This is a genomic window from Sphingomonas arabinosi (genome assembly GCF_036663715.1).
Taxonomy (GTDB): domain Bacteria; phylum Pseudomonadota; class Alphaproteobacteria; order Sphingomonadales; family Sphingomonadaceae; genus Sphingomonas.
Genome location: NZ_JAXOJN010000009.1, coordinates 104,420 through 117,399, shown reverse-complemented (window position 1 = coordinate 117,399; position 12,980 = coordinate 104,420). Strand labels below are relative to the sequence as shown.

The window sequence follows — 12,980 nt, the reverse complement described above, 5'->3', positions numbered from 1 at the left end:
AATCCTCCGTTATCAAAGCCTTCCCAATTGGGCCCCGGCCTCCGCCGGGGGGGTACTGTTACACGAGGTAAGCTTTACTCAGCCTCCCCCTCAAACAGCCGGCAACTGATCCAGCAGCTTATCCAGCGTAATCGGGAACTCGCGCACCCGGATTCCCGTCGCATTATACACCGCGTTGGCCACCGCAGCACCCGCGCCCGAGATCCCCAGCTCGCCGATCCCCTTCGCGTGAATCGGGTTCGCATGGATGTCGCGCTCGTCGACGAAATGCACCTCCATCTGCGGAATGTCGGCGTTCGACGGCACGTGATATTCCGCGAGATCGTGGTTCACCAGCTTGCCGGTGCGCAGGTCGTGGATCAGATCCTCGGTCAACGCCGCGCCGATCCCGAAGGTCATCCCGCCAAGGCACTGCGACCGCGCCGTCTTGGCGTTCAGCACACGCCCGGCCGCGAACGACCCCAGCATCCGCCGCACCCGCACTTCGCCGGTGACCGCGTTCACCGCGACCTCGGCGAAATGCGCGCCGAACGAGGCCTGCGTATGGTCCTTTTCCTGCTTGCCCGGCTTGATGTGCCCGGTAGCCTCCAGACCCTTGCCGACCAGCTCGCCGATCGGCGTCGAGCGGTTGTCGCCGATCGCGGTACCGTCCTTCAGCGTCAGATTGTCCTCGTCGACACCCATCGCCTTGGCCAGCTTCCCGCGCAGCATCTCGCAAGCGAGGTACACCGCGGTCCCGGACGAGGTCGCGCCCCATGAGCCACCCGAACCAGCGGCGGGAGGATCATTGGTATCGCCCAGCGCCATCGTGATGTTGGCAACCGGAATGCCCAGGATCTCCGACGCGATCTGCGCCAGGATCGTGTAGCTGCCCGTACCGATGTCGGTCATCGCCGACGATACCGTCGCCGAGCCGTCGGGATGGATCTCCACCTTGGCGGACGATTCCTGCATCATGTTGCCGCGCACGGCCGCCGCGACGCCAGTCCCGATCAGCCACTCGCCCTCGCGCCACGTGCCGGCCTTCTGGCGCTTGTCCCAGCCGAACTTCGCCGCACCCTCATCCAGCGCGCGTGTCAGGTTGCGCGACGTGAACGGCACGTCCTTTTCCGGATCGATCGTCACGTCGTTGATCCGGCGCAGCTCGATCGGATCGATGCCGAGCTTTTCCGCCAGCTCGTCCATCGCGCTTTCCAGCGCCATCATGCCGACCGCCTCGCCCGGCGCGCGCATCGAGCCCGACATGACCAGGTTCACGTCGACGATGTCGTGCGTGATTATCCGGTTCTCACCGCCGTACAGCATGTGCGTGCCGATCCCGGCCGGCTCGAAATAATCCTCGGTCGACTGGTTCGACACCAACGTCTCGTGCCCGATTGCCGTCAGCTTGCCATCGGTGCCCGCCGCCAGGCGGATATGCTGCTCGGTGTTCGACCGCCGCACGGTCGCCTCGAACACCTGCGGCCGCGACATCACCGCCTTGACCGGTCGGCCAAGCTGCTTCGCCGCGATCGCCGCCGCAACGCTCTCAGGCGCGATGCCGAGCTTCGACCCGAACCCGCCGCCGATATAGCGCGCGATGATCCGCACCTTCTTCTCGGACACCCCGAGCGACTTCGCCAGCTGCTGCGCGTCCGAGGTCGGCATCTGGTACGCACCGTACAGCGCCAGCGCGCCATCCTCGTCCCACACCGCAATCGAGGCATGCGGCTCCATCGCCGCCGAATTCTGACTCGGCGTGACATAGGTGGCGTCGATCGTCACCGGTGCGTCGTCCATCGCCTTGTCGACGTCGCCCTGCGCGAAATGCGCCTGCGTCGCGTCGTCGGCGGGCTTGCGGGTCTCGTCGCGGTGCGCGGCGAAGTCGTACTGGCCCTCGCTCGCCTGATACTCGATCGGCAACCGCGCCGCCGCATCGCGTGCGACTTCGAAGCTCTCGGCGAGCACGATCGCGACGATCTGACCGAAGAATGCGATATCCTTCACGCCCTGCGTCGGCGCGTCGGTAGCACCACCCTGCGCCGCAACGCGGATAAACCGGTCGAAGTCGGTAACGACGTCGATCACGCCGGGAATGCTCTTCACCGCATCGACGTCGATCGACACGACCTTGCCCGACGAAATCTTCGTCCCGACCAGCACGCCGAACGCCATGTTGGCGAACTCGTATTCCGCCGCATAGGTCGCAGTACCGGTGACCTTGAGCGGCCCGTCGACCCGGTCGAGCGGCTTGCCGATGACGCCCTGAACGCCCGTATCCAGAAGACTGTCCGGATGCGGCTTGTCCATCGTCATGCTGTTGGTGGTGCCTAAACCGAACATGCTCATGCTCCCGTTACGGTGCGCAGCGTCGCGATCAGCGTGCGACGGGCGAGGGGGATCTTGAAGTCGTTCGAGCCATAACCCTTGGCATCGGCCAGCAGCGCAGTCGCCGCAGCCTCGAACGCCTCGTCGGTAGGGGCCTTGCCGACCAAAGCGGCCTCGACCGCCGGATTGCGCCACGGCATCGGCCCGAGCCCGCCGAACGCGAGCGAGGCCGACGCAATCACGCCGTCCTGCACGTCGACGATCGCCGCAACCGACACGAGCGCGAAGGCATAGGACGCACGATCGCGCACCTTGCGATACGCCTGCTTGCCCTTCGCCGGCGCCGGCAATTCGATATGCGTGATCAACTCACCCGCTTCGAGCACCGTCTCGATCTGCGGGGTATCGCCCGGCAGGCGATAGAAATCGTGGATCGAGATCCGCCGACGATCGCCGTCCGCCTTCAGCGTCACGATCGTCGCGTCGAGCGCACGCATCGCCACCGCCATGTCGCTCGGATGCGTCGCGATGCAGTGCTCGCTCGTCCCCAGCACGGCCAGGATGCGGTTGAAGCCGCCGATCGCAGAGCACCCGCTGCCCGGCTCCCGCTTGTTGCACGCGGCGGCCGTGTCGTAGAAATAATAACACCGCGTCCGCTGGAGCAGATTGCCCCCCGTCGACGCCTTGTTCCGCAACTGCCCCGACGCACCGGCGAGCAAAGCGCGGCTCAGCACCTCGTACTTCTCGACGACTCGCGCGTCGGCGGCGAGATCGCTGTTCGGCACCAGCGCGCCGATCGTCAGCCCGCCATCCTCGCGCTCCTCGATCTTCGCGAGATCCAGCCCCGAGATATCGACGAGCTTGTCCGGTGTCTCGACCTGCAGCTTCATCAGGTCGAGCAGGTTGGTGCCGCCAGCAATGAACTTCGCACCGATCGTGTCGATGTCTTTTATCGCAGCCTCAGGCGTCGCGGCCTTCTCATAGGTGAAGGTCTTCATGCCACCAGCTCCCCGCGACGGTTGGCTTCCATCGCCGCGTCCTTCTCGTCCGCGGTCCGGCCCTCGGGCTCGGCGCCTGCGACTTCGCGGATCGCATCGACGATGTTCGGATACGCCGCACACCGGCAGATATTGCCGCTCATCCGCTCGGAGATTTCGGCATCGTCGAACTTCGGATCGGTCAGGTCGCCCGATGCATGGCTGGCCCAGCCCTTCTTGACCTCGTCGAGCATGCCCACCGCCGAACAGATCTGCCCCGGCGTGCAATAGCCACACTGATACCCGTCATGCCGCACGAACGCGTCCTGCAACGGGTGCAGGTTGCCCGGCTGGCCGAGGCCCTCGATCGTCACGATCTCGTCATCCTGATGCATCACGGCGAGCGTGAGGCAGGAATTGACCCGTCGGCCGTTGATCAGCACCGTGCAGGCCCCGCACTGACCATGGTCGCATCCCTTCTTCGACCCCGTCAGTCCGAGATGCTCGCGGCACAGATCGAGCACCGACGTACGAATATCGGGCTCGGCGTCATATGATTGACCATTGATCGTGAAATGCATGAGGTCGCCCCTCGTTGAATGCGCTGGGATTTTACGGATACGAGGACTGAACGCCGATGCGCCCGATGGTTTCCTATTGCGATTGGCTCTCACACATTGGTGCGCTGGCGCTTGTCGCGGCGAGCGGGCAAGCTGCCGCGATGACGCCAGCTTCGCCCCGATTATCGCCCCTCATCGTGATCGCGCACCGCGGCGCGAGCGGGCTCCGGCCCGAGCATACGCTGGCGGCCTATTCGCTCGCGATCGACCAGGGCGCGGACTTCATCGAGCCCGATCTGGTGCCGACCAAGGACGACGTCCTCGTCGCGCGGCACGAGAACAATATCGCGGAAACGACCGACGTCGCTGATTACCAGGAGTTCGCCGACCGCAAGACCACGAAGACGATCGACGGCCAGACGATGACCGGCTGGTTCGTCGAGGATTTCACGCTCGCCGAACTGAAGACGCTGCGCGCGAAGGAACGCCTGCCCAAGCTCCGCCCCGCAAACACCGCTTATGACGGCCAGTTCCAGATCCCGACGCTCGCCGAGATCATCGCGCTCGCCAAGCGCCGCACGATCGAGACGGGCCGGACGATCGGCATCTATCCCGAGACCAAGCATCCGACCTATTTCGCCAAGATCGGCCACCCGACCGACGCGAAACTCGTCGCCGAATTGCGCGAGGCCGGCTGGGATTCGGCCAAAGCGCCGGTCTTCATCCAGTCGTTCGAGGTCGCCAACCTCCAGCGCCTCCATAAGATGACGAAGGTCCGCCTTATCCAGCTGATGGCCGGGGAGGGCGCCCCTGCCGATGGCGCGCAGCCGAGCTACGCTGCGATGATAACGTCGGCCGGGCTCAAGGCGGTCGCGGCCTATGCGTACGGGATCGGCCCCGACAAGGGCATGCTCTGGACCGACGCGACCCCAACAACGCTGGTTGCCGACGCGCACGCCGCCGGCCTGCGCGTCCACCCCTGGACCTACCGCGCGGAAAACTACTTCGAACCGACCCGCTTCCGCCGCGGCAGCGACCCGGCAGCGCACGGCGACATCGCCGCAGAGATCGACGCAGGACTTGCCCAAGGTATCGACGGTTTCTTCACCGATTTTCCGCTATACGGTGCCCAAGCGCGCGACCGAGATCAGGGAACCGCACGCGCAGGAGTGAAGTAAATGCGTAAGGTCCTTCCCGTACTCGCGGTACTGCCGTTCCTCGTAAGTGGCTGCATCAGCACCGCAACCTCGATCGTGAAGGCCCCGTTCCAGGTCGCCGGCAAGGCGGTCGACTGGACTACGACAAGCCAGGAAGAATCGGACCGCAACTACGGCAAGAAGATGCGCAAGCAGGAAGCCGAAGAGGGCAAACAGCGCAAGGAACTCGCCAAGCGCTGCAAGAAGGACCCCCAGCGCCCCGAATGCGGCCAATACCAAGGCTACCGCGCGGGGAACTGAACGGTTCGGCGCGCCGTCCTCCCGCACTTACCACCCCGTCCCCCCTCCAATACCACCCCGTTCCCCCTCCAACACCACCCCGGCGAAGGCCGGGGCCCAATTGGGGGACGTTGCTAACGACGGACTGCGCGCCGTTACCGCTGTTTCCCAATTGGGCCCCGGCCTTCGCCGGGGTGGTAGCCCGAACAACTGCTCCGCCCCCTCCTTGTTCTCTTGCGAGGACAGCTCAAAACCACCCCATCACAGTAACCGGAAACGGCGTCCACCACCCAACCTTCACCCCCGCAAACCGCAGCGCATCCCCCGTCCACGCATTACACGTCCGAACCGCGTCATACCGCCCGTTAGCCTCGTAAAACGCATCATACCCCGCATACCCCCGGTACCGCGCACCCCCGTCGCGAAAGCTCGCCCGGATATACGCCGCCAACCGCCGATACTGCGCGGGCGTCACGACGATCTCCCGAGCCCCATCCCCCGGACGCGGCCTCGGCAGATGATCGACATGCATCAGTGTCCGATCACTCCCGACCGCCGAAACAACCACCGTCCGCAGCTTCACGTCCGCCCAGGTCGGCGTCTCCAGGTAGAACGCCTTTTCCCCCCACCCGAACGACACATGATCGAACGCCCCATAGCGAGGGCCACGCAAATCCTCCGCCCGAGCTACCCCGCGCCAGTCCACCCCCGCCGCCACCTTCGGCACGATGATCCCGGTATGCACGCCGTTGCTTTCGACGAAGATATGCACGCCCTCGGCAGGTGCGACCCAGTCGCGGTTGCTCGGGATCGACCCGCCGATCAGCCCCGCCACCGCATAGCTCGCGACCAGCCCCAAAACCGTCGCGACCATCCATAAAATCGTCTTAACCCAGCGCGTTTCCGTCTTCATTCCGTCATGCTAGACCAGCCGCATGGCCAATGACACGCACGTACTGAGCACCCCGCCCGAAGGCGCCCCCGACTGGACGATCCCGCAGAACTGGTCGGCCTATACCGCGGAGGACCATGCGACCTGGGACACGCTGTTCGCCCGCCAGTCGAAACTGCTCCCCGGCCGCGCGTCGAACGCGTGGCTGCGCGGGCTCGACGTGCTGAAGCTGTCGAAGCCCGGCATTCCCGATTTCGAGGAGCTGTCCGAACGCCTGACGAAGCTCACCGGCTGGTCGGTCGTCGCGGTGCCCGGCCTCGTCCCCGACGACGTGTTCTTCGACCATATGGCAAACCGCCGCTTCGTCGCCGGCAACTTCATCCGCCGCCCCGACCAGCTCGATTATCTGCAGGAGCCCGACGTCTTCCACGACGTGTTCGGCCACGTGCCGATGCTCGCCGACCCGGTCTTCGCCGACTACCTCGCCGCCTACGGCCGCGGCGGCCAGCGCGCTTTGGGTTTGGACGCGCTGAAATACCTGGGAAGGCTCTACTGGTACACGGTCGAGTTCGGCCTCATCGCCGAACCCGAAGGCCTGCGCATCTACGGCTCCGGCATCGTCTCCAGCTTCGCCGAAACCCGCTTCGCCCTCGACGACCCAAGCCCCAACCGTATCGCGCTAGACCTCGCTAGGGTGATGCGGACCGAATACCGGATCGACGATTTCCAGCAGAACTATTTCGTCATCCCCAGCTTCGATGAACTGCTCCGGCTCACGGTAGAGACCGACTTCGCGCCACTGTACGAGGAACTGAAAGCGCTCCCGGATATCCCGGTGGCGCGGATCGAGCCGGGTGACGTGGTGATCACCGAGGGGACGCAGGACTACGCGAACGCGAAAGTGGCCGCCGAAACCGCATAAGCATCCCCCTCTAAGGCCACCACCCCGGCGAAGGCCGGGGCCCAATTGGGCGAACCTCCGAAATAGAGGCGCGCCGCCATCCCAATTGGGCCCCGGCCTCCGCCGGGGTGGTGCCGGAAGTGGGGTGAGGGTAACCCTTCCCAACTTGTTCCCCCGCGAAGGCGGGGGCCCAGACTGGCCCCCCGCCTTCGCGGGGGAACAACCTTCTACACTAGATATCCAAAGCCCACCCATCACGCCCCTTAGGATCGAACGGCCCCTCCGCCACGAACCGCTCAACCCCAGCCTTCAACCGAAGCACACTCCAATCCCCCCGCCGGTCGACCGCCTCGAGCGAACACCCGCAAGCCTCATACGCCGCGACAACCCCAGCCCGCTGAGTCTCCAGCAACCCGGCAAGAACAACCGTCGCCCCCACATCCGAAATCGAAGCAATCTCCGGCGCCATCGACACCAGCGGCCCCGCCAGAATATTAGCAATCACCATATCATACGGCGCCCGAGCCACGATCGCATCGTCCAGCGTCCCGTCCGCAACCACCAGATCGATCCCCTCGACCCCGTTCAACCCAGCATTCTCGCGCGTAACGTCGATCGAAACCGGATCGATATCCGTCCCCATCACCTTGGCCCCCGGCCAAAGATGCGCCGCCGCAAACGCCAGCAAGCCCGTCCCGGTCCCGATGTCGATCACGTTCGCAAACGACGCATCCGCCAACCCGTCGAGCATAGCCAGACACCCGCTGGTCGTCTCATGATGCCCCGTCCCGAACGCCCGGCTAGCCTCGATCAGAAAAGCCCGCTTGTCCGCCGGCACCGCGCCCGCATGCGCCCCGGTATGCACGAAGAACCGCCCGACCGACAAAGGCTCCAGCCCGGCCTGGCTCATCGTCACCCAGTCCGCATCGTCCAACCGCTCAACCGCGATCGCCGCCCCCGCCGCACTCGGCACCAGCGCGCGCACCGCAGCAACCGTGTCCGCCGCCGGCTCATGCTCGAAATACGCATCGAGCCGCCACGACTCGACGTCGTCCTCGATCTCCTCGGTCGTCATCAGCACGGCGTCGCCCGGAATCGCGTCACCCAGGTCGTCGCTCGCATCGATCGCCTCAGCCTCCGCCCGCGTGCAGGGGAGGGTGAGCTTCCAACTATCGGACATAGCTCGCCCCATTCACGTCGATCACCGACCCCGTCATCGACGCCGGCGCCTCCAGCGCGCAATAGCGTGCGACCGACGCGACCTCCGCCGGATCGGCAACCTTGCCGAGCGGAATATCCGCCAGCAACGCATCGCCGCCGCGGCTCGAAAGATAATCCTCCGCCATCCCGGTCATCGTGAACCCGGGGCACACGGCAAACGCAAGGATACCCTCCCGCGCGTACCCCCGAGCGATCGTCTTGGTCATCGCGACCATCCCCGCCTTCGACGCGGCATAATGCCAATGCGCCGGCGAATCCCCGCGATACGCCGCCCGACTCGCGATGTTGACGATTCGCCCACCGACACCGCGCGCCTGCCAGTGCAGCACCGCCAACCGGCACAGCTCGGCGGACGCGGTCAGGTTGACCCGCATCGTCCGCTCCCACTGCGCGGTCCAGTCGTCGTCCGCGAGCGGCGATGCCTCGAACACCCCCGCATTGTTGATCAGCACGTCGATCGCCCCGCCAGCCTGCTCCAGCGCCGCGTTCCACAACGCAGTCGGCGCCGCAGGATCGGCGAAGTCGGCCGGGATACCGCTACGGGTCCCATGCCCGATGACGGAAGCGCCCGCGTCGGTCAGCGCCGCATGAATGGCCGCGCCGATGCCCCGGCTCGAACCTGTAAGAAGAATGGTCATGCCGAAGCCTTTAGCGCGCGCCGAACAGTCCCGTCACCCCGAACCCGCGGAAGACAGCCCGCAACCAGGCCGCAACCAGGCCGCAACCTTCGCCACGAAATCGCCCGCGCTGTTCTTGAAGTTGCTGAGCCGCCCATCGAGCACGTCGAACCCGCGACCCACCCCGTCGATCCCGGTCGCGACCCTCTCATTGCCCTTCTCCGAGATTGTCATGGGTTATCGGACCGCCCCCAATGGGTTGCATCGCAGCACGCGGTGGCTAATAGGTCGCCCGATCTATATATTGTGAACCAAGATAATTTTGGTTCGTCATCTTCTGGTTCGAGGACTCCGCCCTTGGCATCGCGCAACCCGGCACGCCCGCTCTCTCCCCATCTGCAGGTCTATAAATGGGGCCCGCACATGCTGGTCTCGATCCTGCACCGCGCGACCGGCAGCGGGATGGCGACCGTCGGCAGCCTGCTGCTCGTCTGGTGGCTCGCCGCGATCGCCGCGGGCGATCAGGCCTATGCGACCTTCGTCGACGTGTTCACCACCGACACCGGTGGCCTCAACATCCTCGGCTACATCGTCGCCGTTGGCCTGACGCTGTCGCTGTTCCAGCACATGATGACCGGCATCCGCCACATGGTGCTCGATATCGGCGCCGGCTACGAACTGAAGCGGAACAAGATGGGCGCGCTCGCGACGATGGTCGCATCGGTGGCGCTGACGATCGTGTTCTGGCTCTACATGGGGATCAAGTAATGGGTTCGGGTACGGCAATCGGTCGCGTCCGCGGCCTCGGCAGCGCGAAACACGGCACGCTTCATTGGTGGCGGCAGCGGCTGACCGCGGGTTCGAACCTGTTCCTGATGCTCTGGCTGATGATCTCGGTCGCGCGGATGCCCGGCTACGACTACGCCGCGGTCCATATGTGGCTGCAATCCGCCTGGGCCGCCGTGCCGATGGCACTGCTGATCGCGTCTGTGTTCTATCATTTCCGTCTCGGTCTCCAGGTCGTGATCGAGGATTACCAGCATGGTGAGAGCCGCGTCGTCGCAATGATCGTGCTGAACCTGTTCACCTTCACGCTGGGCGGCATCGCCCTGTTCGCGATCCTGAAGGTCGCCTTCTCCGGAGCCCCTGCGTAATGTCTGCAGCCTACAAGATCATCGATCATACCTATGATGCGGTCGTCGTCGGTGCCGGCGGCTCCGGCCTGCGCGCCACGATGGGCATCGCCGAAAGCGGACTGAAGACCGCGTGCATCACCAAGGTCTTCCCGACCCGCTCGCACACCGTCGCCGCGCAGGGTGGCATCGCCGCGTCGCTCGGCAACAACTCGCCGGATCACTGGACCTGGCACATGTTCGACACCGTCAAGGGGTCCGACTGGCTCGGCGACCAGGACGCGATCGAGTATCTCTGTCGCGAAGCCCCGCAGGCGGTCTACGAGCTGGAACATGCCGGCATGCCGTTCAGCCGTAACGAGAACGGCACGATCTATCAGCGTCCGTTCGGCGGCCACATGCAGAACATGGGCGAGGGGCCTCCGGTCCAGCGCACCGCCGCCGCCGCCGACCGCACCGGCCACGCGATGCTCCACGCGCTGTATCAGCAGAGCCTCAAGTACAACACGGACTTCTTCGTCGAGTATTTCGCGCTCGACCTGATCATGGAAAACGGTGTCTGCCGCGGCGTCATCGCGCTGTGCATGGAAGACGGCTCGATCCACCGCTTCCGCAGCCACCAGACCGTGCTCGCTACCGGCGGTTACGGCCGCGTATATTTCTCGGCGACCTCGGCGCACACCTGCACCGGTGACGGCAACGCGATGGTGCTCCGCGCCGGCCTGCCGCTCCAGGACATGGAGTTCGTCCAGTTCCACCCGACCGGCATCTACGGCGCCGGCGTGCTCATCACCGAGGGCGCACGCGGTGAGGGCGGTTACCTGACGAACTCCGAGGGCGAGCGCTTCATGGAGCGCTATGCCCCGTCGGCGAAGGACCTCGCCTCGCGCGACGTCGTCAGCCGCTCGATGGCGCTCGAAATGCGCGAAGGCCGCGGCGTCGGCAAGAACGGCGACCATATCTTCCTGCACCTCGATCACATCGATCCCAAGGTGCTCGCCGAGCGCCTTCCGGGCATCACCGAGACGGGCAAGGTCTTCGCCGGCGTCGACCTCACGCGCCAGCCGCTGCCGGTCACGCCGACGGTGCATTACAACATGGGCGGCATTCCGACCAACTTCCACGGCGAGGTCGTCAACCTCGTCGACGGCAACCCCGACGCGGTCGTCCCCGGCCTGTTCGCGGTCGGCGAAGCGGCCTGCGTGTCGGTCCACGGCGCCAACCGCCTGGGCTCGAACAGCCTGATCGATCTCGTGGTGTTCGGCCGCGCGACCGGCCTGCGCATTCGCGACACCCTGAAGCCCGGCACCGCGCACGCGCCGCTGCCCAAGGGTTCGGAAGATCTGGCGCTCACGCGTCTCGACCATTTCCGCAACGCGAGCGGCGGGTCGCCGACCGCGCAGATTCGTCTCGACATGCAGCAGACCATGCAGAAGCATTGCGCCGTGTTCCGCGACACCGAACTGCTGAACCAGGGCGTCGAAAAGATGGCCGGGATCTACAACCGGATGACGGACGTCGCCGTGAAGGATCGCAGCATGATCTGGAACACCGATCTGGTCGAGACGATGGAGCTCGACAATCTGATCGGCCAGGCGGTCGTCACGATGAACTCGGCCGCCAACCGCACCGAGTCGCGCGGCGCGCACATGCACGAGGATTTCCCCGAGCGCGACGACGCGAACTGGATGAAGCACACCATCACCACCTTCGACGGCTGGGGCGGCAAGGGCGGCGAGACCAAGATCGATTTCCGCCCGGTCCACGACTACACGCTCACCGACGACATCGACTACATCAAGCCCAAGAAGCGGGTATACTAATGATCTGGGCCATCATCGCGATCGGGTTCCTGGTGCCCGTCGCGGTGGGGCTCCTGACGCGCTTCCAACCGATGATCGCCGGCTTCCTATGGCCAGCGGTCGTCGCACTGCTGACCGCGATCTACGTCTACGGAATAGAAGTCCGCGCCCTCGGCGAAGAACCCCAAAAGATAGCAATAACCTTCTACGCGCTATTCTCGCTCGTAGGCGGAGTCCCCGGCGGCCTCGTAGGCTGGATCCTCCAGCACAAGCGCACAAACCGGGAAGCGTAAAGCCACCCAACCCCACGGGACCCCCCTCCCTGAAAGGGAGGGGCCGGGGGTGGGTCGGCCAGCTCGAGTCACCCCGACAGCGTCAAGAGGAACCCGACCCACCCCCAACCCCTCCCTTCCAGGGAGGGGCGAAGAGGGTTCCGCGATCCCCGACCGCAGCGCCTAAACCGCGAACATCTCCCCAAGCACACCCAGCACCGCGCGGAGCGTCTGCGCGTCGATCCGCCCCAACCGCTTGATCAGCCGCCCGCGATCGATCGTCCGCATCTGATCCGGCAGCACCAACCCGCTCGTCCCCTTGAACGTCACCGCCACCCGAAACGGCGCCGGGTGGCTCCCCGTCGTCAACGGCGCGACGATCGCCGTCCGCAGATGATCGTTCATCTCGTTGGGCGAAACGACAAGGCACGGCCGCGTCTTCTGGATCTCGCTCCCGACGGTAGGATCGAGCGCCGCCAGCCAGATCTCACCCCGCTTCACGCGCCGCTCACCACGTCAGTGTCGCGTCGTCGGCAACGCCGACGCCGAGCCATTCCTGCTCTTCGCCGGTCGCAGCAAGCTCGGCCGCAGCCTCGGCCCAACCGTCCCGCGCGACCCGCTCGGCCGGTGTCGCGATCAGCTTGCCGTCCTCGACGCGCAGATCCATCGCCGCGCCGGTAGTGACGCCGATCGCCCCCAGGATCGACCGCGGCACGATCATCCCGGTTGAATTACCCATCTTCCGCAATGACGTCCGCATCGTAAATTCCCTTCGCCCGCACCGATACCATCAGCAGCGCGTGCTTACAAAGTTATAACGATATCCCGAATATGCTGATATGCCGCAACCCAACCGGAACCC

General features: G+C 65.3%; 16 protein-coding genes. 7 read left to right on the top strand and 9 right to left on the bottom strand.

The features are described from left to right. Positions 1–90: 90 nt before the first annotated feature. The 3 genes from U1708_RS15090 to U1708_RS15080 are packed head-to-tail and all read right to left on the bottom strand — an operon-like array spanning position 91 to position 3,865. A complete protein-coding gene (locus U1708_RS15090) occupies positions 91–2,328 on the bottom strand; it encodes a xanthine dehydrogenase family protein molybdopterin-binding subunit (RefSeq protein ID WP_443030058.1) in 2,238 nt (745 codons plus the stop codon). Then, positions 2,325–3,305 carry an FAD binding domain-containing protein gene (locus U1708_RS15085; RefSeq protein WP_332746634.1) on the bottom strand — a complete coding sequence of 327 codons (981 nt, stop codon included), beginning with the start codon at positions 3,303–3,305 and terminating at the stop codon, positions 2,325–2,327. The genes U1708_RS15090 and U1708_RS15085 overlap by 4 nt, the downstream gene beginning before the upstream one ends. Further along, positions 3,302–3,865 carry a 2Fe-2S iron-sulfur cluster-binding protein gene (locus tag U1708_RS15080; protein WP_332746633.1) on the bottom strand — a complete coding sequence of 188 codons (564 nt, stop codon included), beginning with the start codon at positions 3,863–3,865 and terminating at the stop codon, positions 3,302–3,304. Before U1708_RS15080 ends, U1708_RS15085 begins: the two co-directional genes overlap by 4 nt. A gap of 140 nt (positions 3,866–4,005) precedes the next feature. Here U1708_RS15080 and U1708_RS15075 point away from each other — a divergent pair, with 140 nt between their 5' ends. Both U1708_RS15075 and U1708_RS15070 read left to right on the top strand, forming a co-directional pair. Then, positions 4,006–5,022: a glycerophosphodiester phosphodiesterase gene (locus U1708_RS15075; protein ID WP_332746661.1), complete on the top strand. Its 1,017-nt coding sequence runs from the start codon at positions 4,006–4,008 to the stop codon at positions 5,020–5,022. Continuing rightward, positions 5,023–5,301 (top strand): hypothetical protein, encoded by a 279-nt coding sequence (locus tag U1708_RS15070; protein WP_332746632.1) that lies wholly within the window; start codon positions 5,023–5,025, stop codon positions 5,299–5,301. Between the two features lie 226 nt (positions 5,302–5,527). Here U1708_RS15070 and U1708_RS15065 read toward each other — a convergent pair whose 3' ends face one another. Then, entirely contained in the window at positions 5,528–6,193 is a 666-nt protein-coding gene (locus U1708_RS15065; protein WP_332746630.1) for a TIGR02117 family protein, read from the bottom strand. 22 nt (positions 6,194–6,215) lie between these two features. On the opposite strand from U1708_RS15065, the gene phhA reads away from it, so the two are divergent. Then, the gene (gene phhA / locus U1708_RS15060; protein ID WP_332746629.1) at positions 6,216–7,094 is read left to right on the top strand and encodes a phenylalanine 4-monooxygenase; all 879 of its coding nucleotides are present in this window, start codon (positions 6,216–6,218) and stop codon (positions 7,092–7,094) included. Between the two features lie 211 nt (positions 7,095–7,305). On the opposite strand, the gene U1708_RS15055 is transcribed toward phhA, so the two are convergent. From U1708_RS15055 to U1708_RS15045, 3 genes are read right to left on the bottom strand one after another with little or no spacing between them, the layout of a single operon-like run. Continuing rightward, positions 7,306–8,253 (bottom strand): 50S ribosomal protein L11 methyltransferase, encoded by a 948-nt coding sequence (locus U1708_RS15055; RefSeq protein ID WP_332746628.1) that lies wholly within the window; start codon positions 8,251–8,253, stop codon positions 7,306–7,308. Further along, the gene (locus tag U1708_RS15050) at positions 8,243–8,932 is read right to left on the bottom strand and encodes an SDR family NAD(P)-dependent oxidoreductase (protein WP_332746627.1); all 690 of its coding nucleotides are present in this window, start codon (positions 8,930–8,932) and stop codon (positions 8,243–8,245) included. The genes U1708_RS15055 and U1708_RS15050 overlap by 11 nt, the downstream gene beginning before the upstream one ends. 33 nt (positions 8,933–8,965) lie before the next feature. After that, on the bottom strand, positions 8,966–9,145 hold the full coding sequence (locus tag U1708_RS15045; RefSeq protein WP_332746626.1) for a hypothetical protein: 180 nt from the start codon (positions 9,143–9,145) through the stop codon (positions 8,966–8,968). Positions 9,146–9,268: 123 nt separating this feature from the next. Between U1708_RS15045 and sdhC the strand changes: the two genes are divergently transcribed. The 4 genes from sdhC to U1708_RS15025 are packed head-to-tail and all read left to right on the top strand — an operon-like array spanning position 9,269 to position 12,139. Then, a complete protein-coding gene (gene sdhC / locus U1708_RS15040; protein ID WP_332746625.1) occupies positions 9,269–9,679 on the top strand; it encodes a succinate dehydrogenase, cytochrome b556 subunit in 411 nt (136 codons plus the stop codon). Continuing rightward, entirely contained in the window at positions 9,679–10,065 is a 387-nt protein-coding gene (gene sdhD / locus U1708_RS15035; RefSeq protein ID WP_332746624.1) for a succinate dehydrogenase, hydrophobic membrane anchor protein, read from the top strand. The genes sdhC and sdhD overlap by 1 nt, the downstream gene beginning before the upstream one ends. Then, positions 10,065–11,867 (top strand): succinate dehydrogenase flavoprotein subunit, encoded by a 1,803-nt coding sequence (gene sdhA, locus U1708_RS15030; protein WP_332746623.1) that lies wholly within the window; start codon positions 10,065–10,067, stop codon positions 11,865–11,867. The genes sdhD and sdhA overlap by 1 nt, the downstream gene beginning before the upstream one ends. Next, positions 11,867–12,139: a hypothetical protein gene (locus U1708_RS15025; RefSeq protein ID WP_332746622.1), complete on the top strand. Its 273-nt coding sequence runs from the start codon at positions 11,867–11,869 to the stop codon at positions 12,137–12,139. The genes sdhA and U1708_RS15025 overlap by 1 nt, the downstream gene beginning before the upstream one ends. A 162-nt stretch (positions 12,140–12,301) precedes the next feature. Here U1708_RS15025 and U1708_RS15020 read toward each other — a convergent pair whose 3' ends face one another. Next, complete coding sequence (locus U1708_RS15020) at positions 12,302–12,619, bottom strand: type II toxin-antitoxin system PemK/MazF family toxin (protein WP_332746621.1); 318 nt, start codon at positions 12,617–12,619, stop codon at positions 12,302–12,304. A gap of 7 nt (positions 12,620–12,626) precedes the next feature. Continuing rightward, entirely contained in the window at positions 12,627–12,857 is a 231-nt protein-coding gene (locus U1708_RS15015) for an AbrB/MazE/SpoVT family DNA-binding domain-containing protein (RefSeq protein WP_332746620.1), read from the bottom strand. Between the last annotated feature and the right edge of the window lie 123 nt (positions 12,858–12,980).